Source organism: Microbacterium sp. SMR1 (assembly GCF_003289625.1).
Lineage (GTDB): Bacteria > Actinomycetota > Actinomycetes > Actinomycetales > Microbacteriaceae > Microbacterium > Microbacterium plantarum.
Genome location: NZ_QMBN01000004.1, coordinates 339,397 through 360,481, shown reverse-complemented (window position 1 = coordinate 360,481; position 21,085 = coordinate 339,397). Strand labels below are relative to the sequence as shown.

The window sequence follows — 21,085 nt, the reverse complement described above, 5'->3', positions numbered from 1 at the left end:
GCGGCTCCGTTCGATGATGAGGGGGACCCGGTGGTCGATGCGAGCACGGGAACGAGGAAGCGGCCCACGACCCGGAGGGGAGGACGCGCACCCGACCGGCCGCCACGACGCTGGCTCCCGTTCCTGGCGGCGGGAACAGCGCTCGGCCTGACGGCGGGCTCGCTCGGCGCCGGCGCGGCGATCGCGGCGCCCACGGACCGCGCGGAATCGGAGGCGGTGTTCCTCTCGAGCAGCGGAGCGCTCGACCTGGACAGCGTGGCGGCCCTCGCCGGCGCCTACGGCGCCTTCCCGCCGGCATCCGAGTCCTTCAGCTCGCTCGACCTCTCGCTGCTGAGCGCGATCGACATCGGCCTCGGGCTGCAGCTGTTCGGACCGAACAGCATCGTCGCGGTGGGTGCGACCGAGCAGTATCAGCGGAGCACCGCCGCCGAGGCGTACGCCGCGACCGGCCTGCTGGCAGCCGACGGCGCCATCGCCGTCGGGGACGGCAGCCCCGGCCAGAACACGACGCTCAACCTCACGCCCGTCCTCGGCGCCGTGGGGGCCGACGGGCTCATCAGCGAGCTGTCGGTGGAGCTGGGCGCGGTTTCGGCATCCGCTCTCGCGACCCGCGCGGCGGGCGGCGTGACGACCACCGGCGACTATCAGATCGCCAGCGGGCTCGTCTCCGCGAACGCGCCCGCCCTGACGGACCTCACCGCCGCGCTGGATGCCGACCTCGCGACGATCGGCGAGTCCGTCACGGCGCTCGGTGCGACCGGCGGCCCCATCGACACGACGGTGGGCGGGCTGCTCGGCGGCATCGACACCGTGCTCGAGACCGCCCTCGGCGGCCTCGTCGACCTCGAGGACCCGACCGTGACCACGGGACTCGCTCTCGACCTCAGCGGGGTCCTGGACACGGCGACGGCGACTCCCTTCGTCTCCGGCCCGCTGACCGTGACTCTCAGCACGGGCGAGATCGTCATCGACCTCGACGAGGTGTACGACCTCAACGCGCTGGCGCCCGGGACCGAGCTCATCGACGCGGCGACCCTGAACGGCGAGGTGACGGCTGCGCTCAGCGACATCCTCACCGCCCAGCTGCCCGCACGCGTCGGAACGGCGCTGACCGCGACGCTCAACGGCACGGCGGCCACCATCGTGATCGACACCGGTGTCGCGGTCGCGCTGCCGCTGGCGCCCCCGAGCGTCGGCGACCTCACCATCACCGTCGACGGCACCGTCGGCGGGCTGCTGGGCACGCCCGGCTCGGCCGCACCGGTCGTGACCGCTGACGGGACGCTGCTCGGACTGCCGCTCGGGCCGCTCGCCGCCCCGATCGTCGATGTCGTGGTCGACTCGATCCTGCCGGCCGTCGGCGACCTCATCGAGACCGTGCTCAGCACCGACGGGATCGAGGACCTCGTCACGACGGCGGCGACCGGCACCGTGACGACACTCGCGCCGCTCGTGGACGTGCTCCAGGATGTCGTGTCGCTCACCGCGAACGTCCAGGAGACCCCGGGCGACTTCCGCGACCCGCGCGGCTTCGACGACGGCTCCTTTACGCAGCGCGCGCTCGTCGTCGCCGTCGCACCCGCGCTCCTGGGCGTGGAGCTGAACCTCGCGTCCGCGACCGTGCGGGCCGTGCCGCTCGCTGTTCCGGCGGACCTGACGATCGACCCGGCTCGCGGCCCGGTGACCGGCGGAACCACCACCACCATCTCGGGAACGGGACTCGATTCCGTGACCGCGGTCGACTTCGGGGGCGTTCCGGCCGATTCGTTCACGATCAACCCGGACGGGACGATCACCGCGGTCACTCCGCCGCAGGCCGCGGCCGGAGTCGTTCCGGTGACCGTCACGAACGTCGACGGCGCCGATGACTCGCTCGCATTCGAGTACTTCGACGTCACCGCCGTGGATGCGATCGCGCCGCCGTCGGGCTCGACGCTCGGCGGCGACAGCGTCACGATCACCGGAACGTGTCTGACCGGGACGACCGCCGTCCTGTTCGACGGCGTCGCCGGAACCGACCTCACCGTCGTCAGCGACACGCAGCTGACCGTGACGACGCCGGCCGGAACCGCGGGCGCGGTCGACGTCGAGATCGTCAACCCCACCGACTGCGGCGGCACCGTCGTCGACGACGGATTCGTCTACGTCGAGCCCGGTGCACCGACCCTCGCCGCGATCACTCCGGAGCGCGGCACCGAGCTGGGCGGCACGGTGGTGACGATCACGGGTGAGGACTTCACCGGGACCACCGCGGTCACCTTCGACGGCATCGACGCCACCGACTTCGAGGTCGTCAGCGACACCGTCATCGAGGCCACGACGCCGGCCCACGCGCCCGGTGTCGTGGACGTCGTGGTCACGAACGAGGCGGGCGCGTCCGCACCGCTGGACTTCGAGTACTTCGACGTCGCCGAGATCGATGACGTCACCCCCGGCAGCGGGCCCGAGGCCGGCGGCAACACCGTCGTGATCACGGGCGACTGCTTCACCGGTGCCACCGGAGTCACCTTCGGCGGAGTCCCCGCGACGAGCTTCACCGTCGACGGGCCGACTCAGATCACGGTGGTCGTCCCCGCGGGGACGGCCGGCGCCGTCGATGTCGTCGTGGTGGGTGCGGGCGACTGCGGCACCGCGGAGATCCCCGACGGCTACGAGTACGTGGCGCCGCCGGTGGTGACCGGCCTCGAGCCGGCATCCGGCCCCGAGACGGGTGGGACCGTCGTGACGATCGACGGCGAGGGCTTCACGGGCACCACCGGCGTCAGCTTCGGCGAGGCGGCCGGCATGGACCTCGAGGTGGTCAGCGACACCGAGATCCGGGTGACGACGCCTCCGGGCGCACCCGGGACGGTTCCCGTGGTGATCAGCCACCCCGGCGGTGACGTCGTCGCGGGCGACTTCGAGTACCTGGACGTGCCCGCCGTGACGTCGATCGACCCGGCGATCGGGCCCGAGGACGGTGGCACGGTCGTGACGATCGTCGGCGAAGGCTTCCTCGGAGCCACCGCGGTCACGTTCGACGGGCTCGCCGGCACCGACCTCGAGGTCGTCAGCGACACCGAGATCCGGGTGACGACGCCCGCGCACGCGCCGGCACTCGTCGACGTCGTGGTGGTCCACCCGAACGGCGACAGCGCACCGTTCGACTTCACCTACGTCGCGGGAACCGAGATCGACGGTGTCACTCCTCCGGGCGGACCGGAAGAGGGCGGGAACACCGTGGTGATCACGGGCTCGTGCTTCACGGGCGCGACGGCGGTCCTCTTCGGCGGCGTGCCGGCGACCAGCTTCACCGTCGAGAGCGACACGCGCATCACCGCGGTCGTCCCGGCCGGCACCGGCGTGGTCGACGTCGAGGTCGTGGGGGCTGCCGCGTGCGGCAGCGAGACGCTGCCGGACGGCTACGAGTACACCGATGAGCCGGTCATCGGCACGATCGCCCCGGATCGCGGCCCCGAGACGGGCGGAACCGTCGTGACCATCACGGGCACGAACTTCACGGGGACGACATCGGTCACCTTCGACGGCGTCGCGGGGTCGGCTCTGACCGTCGTGTCGGACACCGAGCTGCGCGTCACCACTCCGGCCCACGCAGCGGGTGACGCCGCGGTGGTCGTGACCACCCCGGCGGGGTCGAGCGACGCGGGTGTGTTCACCTTCTACCCGGTCGCCGACATCGGAGGGGTCGCGCCGGGCACCGGCCCGATCTCGGGCGGAACGGTCGTCACCATCACCGGGCAGTGCTTCACCGGGGCGACCGCGGTGCTGTTCGGCGAGGTGCCCGCACAGTTCGAGGTGATCAACGACGGCGTGATCCGCGCGATCTCACCGTCGGCTGCGACGACAGGCACGGTGCCGGTCACGGTCGTGGGCGCGGACGAGTGCGGCACGGCCGTCGAACCGGGCGCGTTCACCTACGCGGCCGGTTCGGCCGGGTCCGGCGCGTCCGGATCGAGCGGCACCGGCAGCAGCTCTCTCGCTGCCACCGGTGGGGACGGCGACGGGGCAGGCGCGCTCGCGATCACGGCGCTGCTGCTCATGCTCGGCGGGGCGCTGATGATCGCGCGACGCCGGCTCGCCTGAGCCCTGAGCCCGACGGCACGAGCGGCCCTCTCCCCCGCGAGGAGGAGGGGGCCGCTCGGCTGTCAGGGCGACTCAGAGCGCGAGGCGGTCGGCCACGACGGCCGCGAGCTCGTCGGCGATCGCCTGGGCCTCGGCCTCGGTGGTCGCCTCGACCATCACCCGCACGAGGGGCTCGGTACCCGAGGCGCGCAGCAGCACACGGCCGGAGTCGCCGAGGCGCGCGGACGCCGAGGCGACGGCATCCTGCACGCCGGCGTCGCTCTCGACCCGGTCGCGATCGACGCCGCGGACGTTCACGAGGACCTGGGGATACACCGTCATGACGGCCGCGAGCTCGGCCGCGGTCTTGCCCTGCCGCGCCATCTCGGCGGCGAGGTGCAGCCCGGTCAGCAGGCCGTCGCCGGTCGTCGCGTAGCGGCTCATGATGACGTGCCCGCTCTGCTCTCCGCCGAGCCCGAAGCGACCCTGGTTCATCCGCTCCAGCACGTAGCGGTCGCCGACCGCGGTCTGCTCGACGGTGATGCCGTGCTCGGCCATGGCCCGGTGCAGACCGAGGTTGCTCATGACGGTCGCGACGAGGGTGCTGAACGGCAGCCGCCCCCGCTGCTTCATCGCCACGGCGAGGATCGCCATGATCTGGTCGCCGTCGATGACACGACCGTCGGCGTCGACGGCGAGGCAGCGATCGGCGTCGCCGTCGTGGGCGATGCCGATGTCGGCTCCGGTCCGGATCACCTCTGCTGCGACGCGGTCGAGGTGGGTCGAGCCGACCCCGTCGTTGATGTTGAGACCGTCCGGGTCGGCACCGATGACAGTGACCTTCGCACCCGCGTCGCGGAACGTCTGCGGAGACACCCCGGATGCCGCTCCGTGAGCGCAGTCGAGCACGACGTGCAGCCCGTCGAGGGTATGCGGCAGCGAGCCCAGCAGGTGGACGACGTAGCGGTCCTCGGCATCGGCGAAAACACGGATGCGGCCGACGTCGGCGCCGGTGGGCTGGAGTTTGGGCCCGGCGAGGGCCTCCTCGATACGGCGCTCGACCTCGTCGGGGAGCTTGACCCCGCCGCGGGCGAAGATCTTGATGCCGTTGTCGGGCGCGGGATTGTGGGACGCGGAGACCATGACGCCGAAGTCGGCGTCGATGTCGCTGACGAGGAACGCCGCAGCGGGCGTCGGCAGCACCCCGGCGTCGAGAACGTCGACTCCCGAGGACGCCAGCCCGGCGGCGACCGCGGCGGAGAGGAACTCCCCCGAGACGCGCGGGTCGCGCGCCACAACGGCGGTCAGCCTCTTGCCGGCTGCCTTGCGCGCCTCCGCGATACGGCCCTGGCCCAGGACGACGGCAGTCGCCTGGGCCAGGGTGAGTGCGAGTTCGGCGGTGAGGGGGCCGTTGGCCAACCCCCGAACACCGTCCGTACCGAACAGCGCCACGGAGCTTAACGCTTCGAGTACTGAGGAGCCTTACGGGCCTTCTTGAGACCAGCCTTCTTGCGCTCCTTGACGCGAGCGTCGCGCGAGAGGAAGCCGGCCTTCTTCAGGGTCGGGCGGTTGTTCTCGGCGTCGATCTCGTTGAGCGCACGGGCGATGCCGAGGCGCAGCGCGCCGGCCTGGCCCGAGGGGCCGCCACCGGAGATGCGGGCGATGACGTCATACGAGCCGGCGAGCTCGAGCACCGTGAACGGGTCGTTGATGAGCTGCTGGTGGAGCTTGTTCGGGAAGTAGTCCTCGAGCGTGCGCCCGTTGACCGTGATCGTGCCCGAACCGGGGATGAGGCGCACGCGGGCGATGGCCTGCTTGCGGCGACCCACGGCGGCACCGGGGACCGAGAGGACCGGACGGGGCGCGGCGGCTGCAGCAGCCTCCGAGGCGGGCGTCTCGGTCGAGTAGTTCTGGGGGGTCTCCTCGAGGGAGTCAGCGATCTTCGCCATCAGTGTTTCCTTGAGTGTTTTCGCGGCGCTTACTGGGCGACCTGGTCGAAGGTGTAGGTGGTGGGCTGCTGCGCAGCGTGCGGGTGCTCGGCACCGGCGTAGACCTTGAGCTTCGAGAGCTGCTGGCGGCCCAGGCTGTTCTTCGGGAGCATGCCGCGGATGGCCTTCTCGACCGCGCGGACGGGGTTCTTCTCGAGCAGCTCCTCGTAGGAGACCGACTTGAGGCCGCCCGGGTAGCCCGAGTGGCGGTAGGCCATCTTCTTCTGGAGCTTCTGACCCGTCAGGGCCACCTTGTCGGCGTTGACGACGATGACGAAGTCACCGGTGTCGACGTGAGGGGCGAACGAAGCCTTGTGCTTGCCGCGGAGGAGGACGGCGGCGTGCGAGGCGAGGCGGCCGAGGACGACGTCGGTTGCGTCGATGACCAGCCACTCGCGCTGGATCTCGCCAGCCTTGGGGGTGAAAGTGCGCGTCACAGTAGTGCTGCTTTCTTGAATCGAACGGAGGAGTTCGTGAATCCCGCTCCGGGGTGGTTGGTCCGAAATCGGACGAACACGCCAGTGGAGGGCTCACGTTCGTAGCGGCACGCCTGCGTAGCACGCGCACCAAAGAGACAGCGTACGCTATCTGTCGACGTTATCAAAGCCGCGCCTGTCCCCCCGGGCCGTCCTCGATCTCTCATGCACCCCGATCGGAGACCCCGGATGCCCCTGTTCGAACTGCGGCGCTCTCGCCTCGGTCGCATCCGCGTCTTCACGCGGGCGCAGCTGCCGTTCGTCGTCGGCACGTTCGTCGTGATCGTCGCGCTCGCCTTCGGAGCACCAGAGTCGCTCTCGTCGCCGTTCATGTGCGCCGCGGTCGTGATCGTCATCCTCGCGTCGATGGCCGGCGCCCTCCTCCCGTGGGAGCGGTTCTCGCCCTCCTGGCTGGTCACCCTCGCCGTGACGGACATCGTCGCCGTCGCGCTCGTGCGCACCGAGGTGGTCTGGCTCCTGCCCGGTGTCAGCATGCTGGCGATCTTCCCCATCCTCTGGATCGCCTACGGCTTCCCGCCCATCGCCTTCACCGCCGCCGTGGGCGGGGCGGCGCTCATGACCTCGCTCCCCTTCTTCGTCCGCGGCAGCTGGCCGGTCACGCCGCTCGAGTGGGCGAACGTCTTCACCCTCCCGGGCCTCATCCTCGCCGTCGCCGTCGTCGTCAACATCGCCGCCCAGCATCTGCGGCGCAGCGGCCGCCGCCTGCGCGCATCCCACGAGGAACGGGAGCGCGCGCTCGCCCGGGCCCGCGACAACGAACTCGTCCTGCGCACGGTGCTCGACACCGTCCGCAGCGGTGTCGCCCTCTACGACGACGCGGGACGGCTCATGCTCGCGAACCGCACCGCCGAGGACCTCTCCCGAGCGATGGGGTTCTCGCTGAGCGAGGCTCCCTACGCGGGTGACGCCGTGCTGGCAGCGGACCGCACGACGCCGGTACCCCATCATCAGCAACTCATCCCCCGCGCCCTGCGCGGCGACAAGGTGAGCGACGCCGTCGAGTGGGTCGGCCCGCCGGCGGCGCAGCGGGCCATCCTCGCCGACGCCGACCGCGTGCGCCGCGCCGACGGGACTCTCCTGGGCACGTTGGTGGTCGCCCACGACGTGACGGAGATGGCCGATGCCGCGCAGCTGCGACACGACTTCCTCCGCACGGTGTCGCACGAGCTGCGGACGCCGCTGACGAGCGTGACCGGCTACCTCGATCTTCTGACCGACCACGTCCGGCCCGACGACGCCGCAGCGACGCGCTACCTCTCGCTGGTCGAGCGCAACGTGCTGGTGCTCACCGACCGCATCAACGAACTGCTCGCCGCCGCGTCGACCGACACCGAGGTCTCGCCACGTCCGGTGACGCTCAGCGACCTGATCGCCTCGGCCGTGCGCGCCGTCTCGCCGCGCGCCGAGCGTCGCGGCAGCTCGATCCAGCAGATCGGTGCGACGCACGACCGGGTCGTGCTCGACCCGGTGCGCATCCGCCAGTCGCTCGAGGAGCTGCTGATCAACGCCGTGAAGTTCAGCCCGCCCTCGTCCGCGGTCGTCATCGGCCAGCGCGTCGACGAGTCGGGTGTGCACATCGTCGTCAGCGACAACGGCCCCGGGCTCACCTCGATCGAGCGGACGCGCGTGTTCGATCCGTTCTACCGGACGCCCTACGCCCGGCAGAACGCGATCCAGGGGTTCGGCATCGGCCTCTCGGTCGTCCGCAACGCCGTCGTCGCGCACGGTGGGCGTGTTCGGGTGGGCGCTTCGGCATCGGGCGGCACGGCGATGGCGATCGTGCTGCCCGGCGCGACGCGCGACGATCGTGCACTCGACGACCCCCTGTCAAGTGCGGGCGGCACATTCGTCACGACGGGAGAATGACCTCGACGCTGAGATTCTCGACAACTCGGCCCGTTCGAGGTGACGACGACGATGAGCGCTTCCCCCTATGACCACGCCCGCGCGACGGGTGCCGTCCTCGCGGGCACGGCCACCGACTGGGCCGCGCAGGTGACGTCGGTCGCGATCGTCGAGCTCGACGACGCCGGCGTGGTGCGGTCATGGAACCCCGGGGCCGAGCGTCTGAAGCGCTACCCCGCGGATGAGGTCATCGGCACGTCGTTCTCGCGCTTCTACCGCCGCGAGGACCGCGAGCGCGGTCGGCCGGCGCGACTGCTCGCCGCCGCACGCACCGACGGGTCGGTCGAGGACACCGGCTGGCGGGTGCGCGGCGACGGCACGCTGTTCTGGGCGCATGTGCTGATCACCGCGGTCCGCGACGACGACGGCGAACCCGCGGGCTTCGTCAAGATCGTGCGCGACCTGAGCGAGGCCAAGCGCCTGGACGACGAGAAGGACGGCTTCCTGCGGGCCTTCGCCCACGACCTCCTCTCGCCGATCACCGCTCTGCGCGGCTACGTCGACCTGCTCGAGGACGAGATCCCGGAGGCGCAGTCGGGTCTGCTGCAGCACGTGTCACGCGTGACCGACCACATCATCGCCATGGCCGCGGAGCTCTCGGCGCACGTGCGGGGAACCGACGGCGATGAGAGCGAGGAGACCGACCTGCTGACTCTCGCCCGTGAGGCGGCGGAGCTCGTGCTGCCGGGCGACGTCAACGAGCGCGTGGATGTCCGCGGCGCCGGCCGCGCCCACGTCTCGACCGATCGCGCGCTCTTGCGACGCGCTCTCGCGAACGTCATCGACAACGCTGCCAAGTACAGCGAGGACACCATCGTCGTGTCGGTGTCGGAGGAGCCGGATGCCGCCGTGGTGACGGTCGCCGACAGCGGCCGGGGCATCGACTCCGACGACCTCGCCTCGATCTTCGAGCCCTATCACCGCGGCCGCCTCTCCGATCCGGGCGACGGCGGCACGGGCGTCGGCCTCGCGAGCGTCCGCGACATCGCGCGACGACTCGGCGGAGAGGCATCCATCGAGAGCATCAGGGGAACCGGGACGACCGTCACCCTGCGCCTGCCGCCCTCACAGTGACGGCAGCGTGATGACCGTCTCCAGGACGACGTCGTCGCCGTCCTGGTACACGCGTCGCCCGACGGTCCCGAGACCGCGTCCGGAAACGGGCCCGAGCCGCCCGGGCGACGACACCCGCAGCAGCAGCGAACCCGATCCGGTGACCCGCGCCACCACCCGGGCACGCCGTGCCCCGGAGTGCTTGACGGCGTTGACGAGCGCCTCGGTGACGACGGAGACGACGCGCTCGGCCGCGTCGGGGTCGCTCAACCGCAGCCGGACCGCGTCGTCGATGCGCTGCGTGACCGCGACGGCGGGCGCCCACGCCTCGATCAGGCGATCCAGCGACTCGCTCACCGGCATCCGCTCGGGGTCCCCGGCCTCGAGGATCTCCTCGAACGCGGCCTCGGTACGGCACCGGAAGTCGTCCACCTCGTCGGGGGTCGGAGCGCGCTCGTCGACGCGGGCCGCGAAGACGACGCAGGCGCCCTGCGCGCGCCCGTGCAGCACGTCGATGGCGCGCCGCGGGCCCGCGCTCTCATCGATCTCGGCGGCCTCGCGTGCGACCTCGGCGAGCCCGGCCGCCGCCCGGCGCTCATCGGTACGGGCGCGCGACAGCGCGTCGCGGCAGAGGCCGACCAGCACCGCGACGACGGGGACGGCGAGCACGGGGACGAGGCCGAGCACACCGATGCGCGGGAGGAAGAGGTAGGTGACGACGCTCATCGCGCACCCGGCGGCGATCCACACCAGCAGGAAGACGACCGGGCGCGGCGGCCGGGCCCACCGGCGCACCGCACCGCCGGCGATGACATCGACGACGACTCCCCCTGCGATGCCGGCGAGGCCCACGCCGACGCCGCCGGCGGAGACGGCGTAGGGGAAGCACGCCAGCGCGTAGAGCGGCGCGACGCTGAACCACGGCGGCGCGACCAGCCGCATCGACAGGCCCGGGCCTCTCTCGTGCGACGCGGGGCCGGCGTCGTCGCGCTCGTCGTCGCGCTCGTCGTCGCGCTCGCGCAACACGCGGTCGACGCGGTGGCTGAGCCCGCGGACATCCTCCGAGAAGGTGCGGACGGCGTCGAAATCGATCGGGCCGGCGAGCATCCGCTCGCGTGAGCGGCGCAGGGCCGCGATGCCCGCCACGAGCGCGGCCCGGGCCTCGGCCGCGACATGCTGCCGGCGCGCCTCCGCGCGCTCGACCCGCACGAGCGCCGCGCGCAGCCGGTCGGCGGCCGCCCGCGCGGCGGCGTGACGCGACGTGATGACGGCGACGATGGACAGCAGTGCGAGCGCGGTGACGAGGTTGGTCGCGATCCGCGACGACGCCGGACCGCTCGGGACGATGTCGAACAGCGCGGCACTGATGGCGTCGTTGACGGCGGGCCGGATCGTCGCGACGACGACGAGCGCCGCGAGCACGACGGCGCCGCGGGCGGGACGTGACGCGAGCCGCCGTTCGGCCGCGGCGACGGGGACGACGATCGCCGCGAGCACGGACCAGCCGAGGACGGCCACCGTGGCACCGCGCAGGTACGCCTCGATTCCGGCACCCCCGACGGACGGCACGGAGAACACACCGGCCACCAGCAGCGACACCGCCGCGCTCCACCGCGTGTAGAAGGCGCCCCCGGAGACCGCGTTCCACCAGGTCGTCATGCCGGCTCCGCGCTCCCCGGCGTTCTCAGCCCGCGAACGCCCCGACGAGGGCGAGGCCCACGCCCGAGAGGTTGAACACGACGTGTGCGACGACGCCGGTCCAGATGCGCCCGGTCAGGAGGACGAGGCCGGCGCACACGACCCCGACCAGCGCGATCGAGAGGACGCCGTCGACACCGAGGGCCCCGCCGACGAGATGACTCACGAGGAAGACGGCCGTCGACACCAGCAGTGCCGCCACGCCGGCCGTGGCCGGCCCCGCGCCCCGGCGCAGCAGCGTGTAGACCGCGACGAGCATGACCCCGCGGAAGAAGAACTCCTCGAGGACCGGGGCGACCAGCCCCGCGGCGGCGGCATCCGTCAGCCACCAGCTCGCGGGAAGCCGCCCGTCGACGAGCAGGAGCCCGGGGAAGCGGGCCTGCCCCTCGACCCCCTGCTGGATGAGCCCCTGCACCAGACGGAGCACGATGCCGAAGCCGAGCCCGATGAGGAGGTCGGCGGCTCGGAACCGGAGGAGACCCGCGGGTCGCGAGACTCGAAGCGCGAGGACGACGGGGATCAGCATCCCGAGCCAGAGCGCCGCCGTCGCGGCGAGGCCCGACCACGACGCCGCGGGCTGGAGCCACAGCACGAGATACCCCAGCAGGATTCCCGCGCCCAGGCTCACGAGCGCCCAGGCGAGCATCATCTCGCGCCACCGGCGCACGCTCGATCCGCCCTGGCGCCAGTCGACGCGACGGTGACGTGGGCGCCGCGACGTCGTCGCGACCGGCTCGCTAGGGTGGGTGTGCACGCGCCCACGTTAGCGGAGGTCCCATGATCGAGATCGCGACCATCTGCACGGGGAACATCTGCCGTTCGCCCCTGGCGGCTCTGATGCTCCAGACTCGTCTGGCCGACCGGGGAGTGCGCGTCACGAGCGCCGGGACGCGAGGCCTGGCCGATCACGGGATGACGCCCGAGGCGCAGCGCCTGGCGCTGGCGCGCGGAATCTCGGCCTCGGATGCCGAGGCGCACCGGGCTCGTTTCCTGACCGAGCAGCACCTCGTCTCGGCCGACCTCGTCCTGGCGATGGCCCGCGAGCACCGGCGCGCCGTGGCGGAGCTCGTCCCCGCGCGGACACGCGTGGCGTTCACCGTGCGCGAGTTCGCGCGCCTGGCCTCGTCGCTGTCGGACGCCGCGCTGCAGGGGGCCGTCGCGACGGCGGCCGACCAGGATGCCGCGGGCAGACTGCGGGCGGCGGTCGCAGCGGTCGCGGGCCAGCGCGGCCTCGTCCTCCCGCCCGCCGATCCGACGGACGATGACGTCGTCGACCCCTACCGCCGGTCGTGGTCGACATATGAGACGTCGGCGGCGCAGCTCGATCCCGCGATCGACCAGGTGGTGCGCGTCGTGGCGGTCGCGACGACCTTCTGATCCGAGGTGCGCGATCCGACCCCGGCCGGAAACATGGCTGTGGCAGACTGATCCGAGTTTCCGCCGATGCCCTCGTGGCGCGCACCGAAGGGCAGCATGGAGCTCTCCGACTACATTCGCATCCTCCGCAAGAACTGGATCGTGATCCTCGTGGTCACCCTCGTCGGTGTGGGCGCCGCGGCTGCGTACTCGCTGACGCGCACGCCCACCTACGAATCGTCCAGCACGGTCTTCGTCTCGACGCAGACCTCCGGCAGCGTCGCCGAGCTGCAGCAGGGGTCGACGTTCGCGCAGGCGCGGATCAACACGTACGTCGGCCTCGTCTCGACACCGATCGTGATGAACCCGGTGATCGCCGAGCTCGGCCTCGGGACGACGGCGGGCCAGCTCGCCGAGAAGGTGAACGCGAGCGCCGCCCTGAACACGACGCTCATCACGATCACCGTGGTCGACACCGATCCGGTCGCGGCGGCGGACATCGCCAACGCCCTGGCTGCGAGCCTGTCGGCGGCGGTCCCCGCGATCGAGCCCGCGAGCGAGTCGGGGGCGAGCCCCATTCAGCTGTCGCGCGTCCGCGACGCCCAGCCCGCCCTCAGCCCGTCGAGCCCGAACGTTCCCCTCAACCTCGCGCTCGGCCTCCTCGTGGGCCTGGCGCTCGGCATTGGGATCGCGGTCCTGCGCACCGTGCTCGACACCCGCATCCGCAGCTCGCGCGATGTGGAGCAGGTCACCGAGTCGCCCCTCATCGGCGCCATCGCCTTCGACCCGAAGGCGAAGGACCGGCCGCTCATCGTGCACGCCGATCCGTTGAGCCCCCGCGCGGAATCGTTCCGGGCGCTGCGCACCAACCTGCAGTTCCTCGACATGGGCGGCCGCTCCAGCTTCGTCGTCACGAGCTCGGTGCCGAGCGAGGGCAAGTCGACCACGACCATCAACCTCGCGATCGCCCTCGCCGACGCCGGCAAGAAGGTCGCCCTGCTCGACACCGACCTGCGCAAGCCGAAGGTCGACGAGTATCTCGGCCTCGAGGGCGGAGCGGGCCTCACCGATGTGCTGATCGGCCGAGCACGCCTGGGCGACGTCATGCTGCCCTGGGGCGGTCGCAGCCTGTATGTGCTGCCGTCGGGCAAGATCCCGCCGAACCCGAGCGAGCTGCTCGCATCGCCCCAGATGCGTCAGCTGCTCGAGGTCCTGGAGCGCGACTTCGACGTGGTGCTGTGCGACGCCCCGCCGCTCCTGCCCGTGACGGACGCGGCCATCCTCGCCCGTGCGACCAGCGGAGCGATCGTCGGCGTCGCGGCGGGCCGGACGACCCGCCACCAGCTCACGGGTGCCATCGACGCTCTCCAGACCGTCGACGCCAAGGTCGCCGGCGTGGTGCTGACGATGGTGCCCACCCGCGGGCCCGACGCGTACTACGGCGGTTACGGCTACGGCTACGGCTACACGCAGGAGGAGAACGCGGCCCGCGAGGCTCGCCGCGGCAAGCCCGCCGCCCCGGCGAAGCAGCCGCGTGGTCGTCGGGGACGCCGCGCCGAGCCGGTCGAGACCGGTCCGGCTCCGACGCTCGATGACCTCGGCTTCCGCGCTCGCTCCTCCGACGAGTCCCGCCGCTCCGGTCCTTCTGCGAGCTGATGGCGCATGACGCGACGTGACCTGACCGCACCGCCCATCGCCCGCGCGTTGTCGGTGGCCGGCGTCGGCGCGCTCGCGCTCGTCGTGATCGCGCTCACGGCGCTGGCGCTGCAGCACGACCGCAGTCCGCAGCCGTCGGGCGCGCCGACCGCGGGCCCCGTGCCGACCTTCTCGTTCCGGGGGCCGGGGCCGGACGAGAGCGCTTCACCGTCGTCGAGCGCGACCCCCGCCACGGGCGGTGCCGAGGAGCGCTTCCTCGCTCGCTCAGCCGAGGGCATGCTGTGGCGCGCGACGGCGGGAGCCTGCGGCGCCGGCGAACCGGTCGTCGAGCGATCAGACGACGGCGGCACCACCTGGGTAGACGTCACCCCGCGTTCCCGCGGCATCGCTCAGGTCCGCGCGCTGTCGGGTCTGTCCGGCACCGAGGCCGAGCTGATCGCCGATGCGGCGGACTGCTCTCCCCAGCTGCTGCGGACGTACACGCAGGGCCGATTCTGGGACCCGTACCCCGATCTCCTGGCGCGAGCGACCTATCCCTCGGGCTCCGCACCCACGGTGCTGGCGTCGCCCTCGGGCGAGGTCGCGGTCCCCTGCGCCACCCCCGCCAGCGTGCGAGTGGGGGCGCAGCAGACCGCTCTGGTGTGCGACGGGGTCGCCCACACCCGCGTCGGCAGCGGTGCGTTCGCTCCTCTGCCGCTCGCGGATGTCGTCGCTCTCGATGTCCTGGGCCGCGCGACCGCGCTCGTGAGCGCCGGGACGGATGCCTGCGCGGGAACCTTGGCCCTGACGTGGGTCGACGCGGCGGGCACGGCCTCGGCCCCCGAGTGCATCCCCGACAGCGATCCGGCCGCGCCTGCGGCGATCGCCGCGTTCGACGACGAGGTCATCGTGTGGTCGGGCGATGCCGTGACGACAATCGCCCGCTAGCACCGACGGGGCCCGGAGGCGGGGAACGGACGATCCCCCCGGCCGTCCGTTCCCCGTCTCCCGGGCTCTCGTCCCCATCCTGCTCGCGAACCGGACGCGCACACCGCCCCCCGGGGAGGATTTCACCCGAGGCTTCACCCGCGGATTAACCCCCTCAGCGCAGGCGCCCGTCACCCGGGCGCGTGACGCGCAGGCGGCGCGCACCGTAGCCGTCGAGCTCCATCGAGACCGTGGCCCCCTCGAGCGCCCAGCTCTCACCCGAGGCCAGGCAGACGAGCTCGGTGCCGTCGGGCTCTTCGCCGAGGTCGATCTCGAAGGCGACCGGCTCCCCCGCGAAGTTGTGCACGGCGACGAATCGGCTCTCGCTCGTGCGGGCGCCGTGCGCGAGAACGGACGGCGCGGTGGCGGGCACGAGCTCGAGGTCGCCCCAGCCGATCTCCGGAGACTGCCGGTAGCTCCGTGCGAGCCCGCGGACGAACGCGAACAGCGAGTCGGGGGCCATGAGCTGCGCCTCGACGTTCACGTGCTGGGGCCCATACGGCCCTTCGGGGGACGGTAGCGGATGCGCGCTCGCGGCGGCGGTGGAGAATCCGCCGTCGGGACGCCACTGCATCGGCACGCGGACGGCGTCCCGCTCGTCGATGTCGAGGTTCTCACCCATCCCGATCTCCTCGCCGTACAGCAGCACCGGTGTTCCGGGGAGCGAGAAGAGCAGGCTGTAGACGAGGCGGATGCGGCGCGGATCGCCGCCCAGCATCGGAGGGAGGCGTCGCCGAATGCCGCGCCCGAAGACCTGCATCGACTCCTCGGGGGCGAAGGCGGCGAAGACCTCTTCGCGCTCGGCGTCCGACAGCTGATCGAGGGTGAGCTCATCGTGGTTGCGGACGAAGTTCGCCCACTGCGAGATCGTCGAGATGTCGGGCCGGCTCTCGAGCGCGGAGCGCAGTGGCTGCGGGTCTTCTCGCGCGAGCGAGAGATACAGCGCCTGGTTGCTGGCGAAGTCGAACTGCATGTGCAGTTCGCCGTCGCCGTCGGCCCCGAAGTACGCCGCCTGCTCATCGTGCGGGACGTTGACCTCGCCCACGAGCATCGCCGCGCTCGAGCGCCGCTGGGCGAAGCGCCGCAGCGCGCGCAGGACATCGTGATCACGCTGCGGCTCGCGGCGCTCGGGCGAGGAGACGAACGAGGGCACCGCGTCCACCCGGAAGCCGGAGACTCCCAGCTGCAGCCAGAAGCCCATGACCTTCGCGAGTTCGCGCTGGACGGCCGGGTTCTCGGCGTTCAGATCGGGCTGGTGGGCGTAGAAGCTGTGGAGGTAGTACTGCCCGGTCTTCTCGTCCCACTCCCAGACGCCGTCCTCCTCGCCGGGGAACTGCGTCTCACGGGGGTCGTCGGGGATCTCGTCCCGCCACACGTAGAAGTCGCGGTAGGGCGAGTCGCGGCTCTCGCGCGCCGAGAGGAACCAGGGATGCCGGTCGGAGGTGTGGTTCATGACGAGATCGACGATGACCCGGATGCCGCGGTCCTCAGCGGTACGGATGAGCTCGACGAAGTCGCCGTGGGACCCCACCCGAGGATCGACCCCGTAGTAGTCCGACACGTCGTAGCCGTTGTCGCGTCCGGGCGTCGGGTAGAAGGGCATGAGCCAGAGGCAGGTGACACCGAGGTCGGCGAGGTAGGGCAGCCGCCGAGCGAGGCCCTGCAGATCGCCGTCGCCGTCGCCGTCGTCATCGAGGTACTTCTCGACGTCCACGCAGTACAGCACCGCGTTCTTCCACCAGAGGTCGCTCGTGTCGGAGATCTTCATCGTGCGCCTCCGGGGAGGTCGGTGCCGGCGCCGAGCCGTTCGCGCAGCGCGCGCAGGAGCGCCCCCGCACGCTCGCCGAGGAAGGCACGTTGGTCCTGGGAGATCTCGTGGATGTAGAGCCGGTCGAAGCCGGTGTCGACGAGACCGGCGAGACGGTCCGCCAGCTCGGCGATCCCGCTCGGCGAGTCGACTGCGACGATGACGTGCTCGGCGAGTTCGGCGTCGGTGGGGTCGCCCGCGCGGGCCGCGAAGTCCTCCGGCTGAGCGATGTCCCATGCCTCCGGCGGCGTCACGACGCCGTGGAGCCACTGGTCGCGCACGAGCGCAGCGGCTTCGTCCGATGAGCCGGCGAGGGCGATGTGGACCTGCAGGCACGTGGGACCGAGGCCGCCGGCATCCAGGTAGGCGTCGACGATCTCGGCGACCTGCTCGCGGCTCGTCCCGACCGTGACGAGGCCGTCGGCCCACCCGGCAGCCCAGCGCGCCGTCTCGGGCGAGGCCGCCGTGGCCATGAGCGTCGCCGGTCCGCTGGGCAGGCTCCACAGACGGGCCTCGTGCACGCGGACACGGCCGTCGTGATCGACCTTCTCACCCGCGAGCAGCCCCCGCATGACGTCGACGCACTCTCCCAGGCGCGCCGTGCGCTCGTCCTTGGATGGCCAGGGCGCCCCCGTGACGTGCTCGTTGAGCAGCTCACCGCTGCCGAGCGCCGCGAAGTAGCGGCCGGGGAACATCTCGGCGAGGGTGGCGATCGCCTGTGCGCTGACGACGGGGTGATAGAGCTGCCCGGGAGTCGACACGGACCCGATGGGGAAGCGCGTCGACGCGAGCGCGGCCCCCAGCCAAGCGATCGTGTTCCCGGAATGCCCCTGACGCGGCGTCCACGGGGCGAGATGGTCAGCGCTGAACGCCCCGTCGAAGCCGATGCGCTCGGCTTCGATGACGGCTTCCAGGAGCGCGCTGGGCGCGAGCTGTTCGTGCGAAGCGTGATATCCGATGAAGGCCATGCCCCAGTCTTTCGGTCACGCGCACCCGACGACGTCAGGTTGCCCGAAGCCTTCGGGTGCGGTAGGGGCCGGCGCTCAGGCGGGCCCGCTCGTCTCGCGGACGCGTGTCAGCGCTTCGCGCAGCCCGGCCAGCCCACCGCGGTCGAGGACGCAACGCCAGAGGTGCCCGAGGATCCACGCGCGGACCGGGCCCGCACCGGGGTCGTACCGGCGGGCGTCGCGCCAGACGGTCAGGAACGCTTCCCGCACCACCTCTTCGGCGGCCGCCCGGTTCGCGGTCAGCCGGAGCGCGAGCCCGAAGGCGGCGGCCGACGTCGCGTCGTACAGATCGGCGAGCGCTGCCCGGTCGCCGGCGGCGACGGCGGTGAGAAGCGCGCCGAGCTCGGCGTCGCTGCCAGGACGCGCGGGCTCGTCCGCCGCCGTGTCCGGCGCGAGCAGGTCTGTCATGAGGGAATAGTCCGCCACCGGCGTCGAGGCGGAAAGCGCTTGAGTCCGGCGAGTGCCCGTGGTAGGTCGATCCACTCACATGAATGGATCCTGCGCGCCGCACGCACAGCGAAGCGCCCCGGGTCTCGGGGACCCGGGGCGCTCGCGTGAGGGAGCGTCTTACTTGAAGGCGTCCTTGACGTTCTCGCCGGCCTTCTTGACGTTGGCCGCGGTCTGGTCCTTGTGACCTTCGGCTTCGAGACGCTCGTTGTCGGTCGCCTTGCCGGTGGCCTCCTTGGCCTTGCCGGCGACGTCCTGAGCTGCGTTCTTGATCTTGTCGTCGAGTCCCATATCGGCCCCTTCCGTCGATCTGCGTCCGGGTCTGGTCCCCGGATGCCGGGACGATTCATCCCGGTCATCACACGGTAGGTCGACTGATTCCGCCCGCGCACCCGCTCGCGTTCCCGGCGCGAATGCGATATGAAAGCCGTCAGTTCTGCATGTTGATCTGCTGTCCCGTCACCAGCGGGTAGTGCACGAGAGCGTCGGCGTCGAGGTCTTCCCGATGCATGTCGACACCGGAGACCTGGCTGTTCTCGTACGTCGTGTAGTAGTACACGCCGGTGTCGGTGTTGCAGCACGACGAGTAGATGGTGATCTCGAACTTCCCCTCCTCGCCGACGTGGACGCACCCGCGCTGTTGCGCAACGGATCCGAGGATCTGGAAGAACTGACTGATCGACTCCGACTCCGACTCGCCCGCGACGGAGTTCATCCGCGTGAAAGCGGCCTTGACGAACCGGGAGGACGAGGAGAGATCGCCGGGGAGCCCGATCGCCCCCATGCCGCGGCTGTAGCGATCCAGCGGCAGCTCCGGCGAGAAGTGGTTCTCCGGCGGATAGGTCGACAGGTGCATGTAGTTGTTGAGGCCGAACAGCTGGATGTCGAAGGTCGGGTTGTTGGTGAGAACGCCGACCGGGTTGTCGTAGACGCGCAGACCCTCCCGAACGCTCTCGACCGTGATCGAACGCGAGCGGTCGGCGATGATCCAGTGCAGCGGCGACGCCGGGAAGGCCTCGCTGAACGAGACGTCGATGATCGTGACGTCAGCCAGGGCGGCCTCGACCTCGTCGACGGTCTCGAATCGTCCGAGCACCCAGGGGATGAACTCGAAGGACGCGATGTTGGTGGAGCCCGGCGCCTCGGGCTTGTAGTCGGCGTTGTCGGGGAAGTTCAACCCCGCCATGCCGAGGCCGCGCTCGTTGACCGCGTCGTAGTAGAGCGGGAACCCGTCGGCGATCGTCGCGATGCCGATGATCGCGTGGTGCGTCTCGAGCGGGTCGACCCGGCGGAACCGGAACGGGAAGTTCCGCGGGGTCACGACCACCTCCTCGTGATACGAGAACTCGAGGTCGAGATTCCGGCCGAAGTAGTGATCGCGGGTGGTGTAACTGACTCCTGTGCACACGGTGCCGCCTCCTGTCGTGACGGGCCGCCCCTCGGCCCTGGCCCAGCCCTATCCCGATCCGCGCGACGCTCGGTAGGGCACTTGACACCGGCATCGCCGCTCGGTGCAGTCATGGCCCACCGCTCTTGTGAGCGCTCACCTCGATGAAACGGATCACCGAGGCGACCTATGGCGCAGAACCCCTGGCGTTGCGCATTCGTGACCCGAGACGCTCTTGACAGCACCCGTGTTGTGAGCGCTAACATTCGAGCGTCCCCGAGAGGTGACACGCATCAGAGATCCGGCGACGCCGCCGGACGAAACGAGGAGGTTTCCGATGTCCCAGGTGAAGTCCGTCGTCACCGCGATCGCCATGCTCGGCGTCGTTGCGCTCAGCGCCACGGCGTGCGCGAGCTCCAGCTCCCCCGGCGCGTCCGGCGGCGACGACGTCATCACGGTCGGGTTCGCCCAGACCGGCTCCGAGAGCGGATGGCGCAGCGCCAACACCGAGTCGATCAAGGAGGCGTTCTCGGCTGAGAACGGCTTCGACCTGATCTTCAACGCCGCCGACAACAAGCCCGAGGCGCAGATCGCCGCGGTGCGCAGCTTCATCAACCAGGGCGTCGACGCGATCGTCCTGGCCCCCATCGTCAGCGACGGCTGGGACGACGTGCTGAAGGAGGCGAAGGATGCCGGAATCCCCGTCATCCTCGAAGACCGCACGGTCTCGGCATCCGAGGACCTCTACGCCAGCTGGATCGGGCTCGACTTCGAGCAGGAGGGCAAGACCGCCGGCGAGTGGGTCGCCGAGAACTTCGGCTCGAAGCCGACGAACATGGTGATCCTCGAGGGGACGACCGGATCGTCCGCCGCGACCGACCGGCAGACCGGCTTCGACGCCGCCGTGGCCGGCACCGACATCACGGTGCTGGACTCGCAGACCGGCAACTTCACCCGCGCCGAGGGCAAGACCGTGATGGAGGGCTTCCTGCAGAAGTTCGGCTCCGAGATCAACGTGCTCTTCGCTCACAACGACGACATGGGTCTCGGTGCCCTCGACGCCATCAAGGCGGCCGGCATGAAGCCGGGCACCGACATCCAGATCGTGACGATCGATGCGGTCAAGGACGGCATGACCGCTCTCGCGAACGGCGAGTTCAACTACATCGTCGAGTGCAACCCGCTGCTCGGCGAGAAGACGGCCGAGGTCGTGAAGTCCGTCGTCGCGGGCGAGTCGGTCGACAAGACCTACATCG

General features: G+C 71.2%; 17 protein-coding genes. 7 read left to right on the top strand and 10 right to left on the bottom strand.

Annotation, left to right across the window (positions count from 1 at the left end; genetic code table 11):
* Positions 1–30 precede the first annotated feature (30 nt).
* Positions 31–4,083 (top strand): IPT/TIG domain-containing protein, encoded by a 4,053-nt coding sequence (locus tag DO944_RS14725; RefSeq protein ID WP_112617878.1) that lies wholly within the window; start codon positions 31–33, stop codon positions 4,081–4,083.
* A 72-nt stretch (positions 4,084–4,155) separates the two neighbouring features.
* On the opposite strand, the gene glmM is transcribed toward DO944_RS14725, so the two are convergent.
* From glmM to rplM, 3 genes are read right to left on the bottom strand one after another with little or no spacing between them, the layout of a single operon-like run.
* Positions 4,156–5,514: a phosphoglucosamine mutase gene (glmM, locus tag DO944_RS14720; RefSeq protein ID WP_112617877.1), complete on the bottom strand. Its 1,359-nt coding sequence runs from the start codon at positions 5,512–5,514 to the stop codon at positions 4,156–4,158.
* Positions 5,515–5,519: 5 nt separating this feature from the next.
* Complete coding sequence (rpsI, locus tag DO944_RS14715; RefSeq protein ID WP_023954328.1) at positions 5,520–6,011, bottom strand: 30S ribosomal protein S9; 492 nt, start codon at positions 6,009–6,011, stop codon at positions 5,520–5,522.
* 29 nt (positions 6,012–6,040) lie between these two features.
* The gene (rplM, locus tag DO944_RS14710) at positions 6,041–6,487 is read right to left on the bottom strand and encodes a 50S ribosomal protein L13 (RefSeq protein ID WP_112617876.1); all 447 of its coding nucleotides are present in this window, start codon (positions 6,485–6,487) and stop codon (positions 6,041–6,043) included.
* Positions 6,488–6,715: 228 nt separating this feature from the next.
* Here rplM and DO944_RS14705 point away from each other — a divergent pair, with 228 nt between their 5' ends.
* Together DO944_RS14705 and DO944_RS14700 are read left to right on the top strand one after the other, a co-directional pair.
* On the top strand, positions 6,716–8,413 hold the full coding sequence (locus DO944_RS14705) for a PAS domain-containing sensor histidine kinase (protein WP_181574271.1): 1,698 nt from the start codon (positions 6,716–6,718) through the stop codon (positions 8,411–8,413).
* A gap of 51 nt (positions 8,414–8,464) precedes the next feature.
* The gene (locus tag DO944_RS14700; protein WP_112617938.1) at positions 8,465–9,526 is read left to right on the top strand and encodes a HAMP domain-containing sensor histidine kinase; all 1,062 of its coding nucleotides are present in this window, start codon (positions 8,465–8,467) and stop codon (positions 9,524–9,526) included.
* Here DO944_RS14700 and DO944_RS14695 read toward each other — a convergent pair.
* Both DO944_RS14695 and DO944_RS14690 read right to left on the bottom strand, forming a co-directional pair.
* Positions 9,518–11,164 (bottom strand): hypothetical protein, encoded by a 1,647-nt coding sequence (locus DO944_RS14695; protein WP_112617874.1) that lies wholly within the window; start codon positions 11,162–11,164, stop codon positions 9,518–9,520. The two genes, DO944_RS14700 and DO944_RS14695, sit on opposite strands and share 9 nt — an antisense overlap.
* Before the next feature lie 25 nt (positions 11,165–11,189).
* Positions 11,190–11,957, bottom strand: a complete 768-nt coding sequence (locus DO944_RS14690; protein ID WP_258524783.1) for a CPBP family intramembrane glutamic endopeptidase — start codon at positions 11,955–11,957, stop codon at positions 11,190–11,192.
* 23 nt (positions 11,958–11,980) lie between these two features.
* On the opposite strand from DO944_RS14690, the gene DO944_RS14685 reads away from it, so the two are divergent.
* From DO944_RS14685 to DO944_RS14675, 3 genes are all read left to right on the top strand, one after another.
* On the top strand, positions 11,981–12,580 hold the full coding sequence (locus DO944_RS14685; protein WP_112617872.1) for a low molecular weight phosphatase family protein: 600 nt from the start codon (positions 11,981–11,983) through the stop codon (positions 12,578–12,580).
* A gap of 96 nt (positions 12,581–12,676) precedes the next feature.
* Complete coding sequence (locus DO944_RS14680) at positions 12,677–14,215, top strand: polysaccharide biosynthesis tyrosine autokinase (RefSeq protein WP_112617871.1); 1,539 nt, start codon at positions 12,677–12,679, stop codon at positions 14,213–14,215.
* A 6-nt stretch (positions 14,216–14,221) separates the two neighbouring features.
* Positions 14,222–15,142, top strand: a complete 921-nt coding sequence (locus tag DO944_RS14675; RefSeq protein ID WP_112617870.1) for a hypothetical protein — start codon at positions 14,222–14,224, stop codon at positions 15,140–15,142.
* A gap of 154 nt (positions 15,143–15,296) precedes the next feature.
* Here the strand turns inward: DO944_RS14675 and DO944_RS14670 are convergent, their stop codons facing one another.
* The 5 genes from DO944_RS14670 to bsh all read right to left on the bottom strand — a co-directional run bounded on the left by DO944_RS14670 (position 15,297) and on the right by bsh (position 19,850).
* Positions 15,297–16,949 carry an alpha-amylase family protein gene (locus DO944_RS14670; RefSeq protein WP_112617869.1) on the bottom strand — a complete coding sequence of 551 codons (1,653 nt, stop codon included), beginning with the start codon at positions 16,947–16,949 and terminating at the stop codon, positions 15,297–15,299.
* Positions 16,946–17,956 carry an LLM class flavin-dependent oxidoreductase gene (locus DO944_RS14665; RefSeq protein ID WP_112617868.1) on the bottom strand — a complete coding sequence of 337 codons (1,011 nt, stop codon included), beginning with the start codon at positions 17,954–17,956 and terminating at the stop codon, positions 16,946–16,948. Before DO944_RS14665 ends, DO944_RS14670 begins: the two co-directional genes overlap by 4 nt.
* A gap of 75 nt (positions 17,957–18,031) precedes the next feature.
* Complete coding sequence (locus tag DO944_RS14660; RefSeq protein ID WP_146752072.1) at positions 18,032–18,403, bottom strand: sigma factor; 372 nt, start codon at positions 18,401–18,403, stop codon at positions 18,032–18,034.
* 159 nt (positions 18,404–18,562) lie between these two features.
* Positions 18,563–18,733, bottom strand: a complete 171-nt coding sequence (locus tag DO944_RS14655; protein WP_094260399.1) for a CsbD family protein — start codon at positions 18,731–18,733, stop codon at positions 18,563–18,565.
* Between the two features lie 139 nt (positions 18,734–18,872).
* Positions 18,873–19,850 (bottom strand): choloylglycine hydrolase, encoded by a 978-nt coding sequence (gene bsh / locus DO944_RS14650; protein ID WP_112617866.1) that lies wholly within the window; start codon positions 19,848–19,850, stop codon positions 18,873–18,875.
* 316 nt (positions 19,851–20,166) lie between these two features.
* Here bsh and DO944_RS14645 point away from each other — a divergent pair.
* On the top strand, positions 20,167–21,085 hold a 919-nt coding region (locus tag DO944_RS14645), incomplete at its 3' end, for an ABC transporter substrate-binding protein (RefSeq protein WP_112617937.1).

Bases quoted from the DNA above. Each gene is read 5' to 3' on its own strand.
- DO944_RS14675 (WP_112617870.1), top strand. From the start codon at position 14,222: ATGACGCGACGTGACCTGACCGCACCGCCCATCGCCCGCGCGTTGTCG.
- DO944_RS14655 (WP_094260399.1), bottom strand. From the start codon at position 18,733: ATGGGACTCGACGACAAGATCAAGAACGCAGCTCAGGACGTCGCCGGC.
- DO944_RS14685 (WP_112617872.1), top strand. From the start codon at position 11,981: ATGATCGAGATCGCGACCATCTGCACGGGGAACATCTGCCGTTCGCCC.
- DO944_RS14695 (WP_112617874.1), bottom strand. From the start codon at position 11,164: ATGACGACCTGGTGGAACGCGGTCTCCGGGGGCGCCTTCTACACGCGG.
- DO944_RS14665 (WP_112617868.1), bottom strand. From the start codon at position 17,956: ATGGCCTTCATCGGATATCACGCTTCGCACGAACAGCTCGCGCCCAGC.
- rpsI (WP_023954328.1), bottom strand. From the start codon at position 6,011: ATGGCGAAGATCGCTGACTCCCTCGAGGAGACCCCCCAGAACTACTCG.
- DO944_RS14660 (WP_146752072.1), bottom strand. From the start codon at position 18,403: ATGACAGACCTGCTCGCGCCGGACACGGCGGCGGACGAGCCCGCGCGT.
- DO944_RS14700 (WP_112617938.1), top strand. From the start codon at position 8,465: ATGAGCGCTTCCCCCTATGACCACGCCCGCGCGACGGGTGCCGTCCTC.
- DO944_RS14705 (WP_181574271.1), top strand. From the start codon at position 6,716: ATGCCCCTGTTCGAACTGCGGCGCTCTCGCCTCGGTCGCATCCGCGTC.
- DO944_RS14680 (WP_112617871.1), top strand. From the start codon at position 12,677: ATGGAGCTCTCCGACTACATTCGCATCCTCCGCAAGAACTGGATCGTG.
- DO944_RS14670 (WP_112617869.1), bottom strand. From the start codon at position 16,949: ATGAAGATCTCCGACACGAGCGACCTCTGGTGGAAGAACGCGGTGCTG.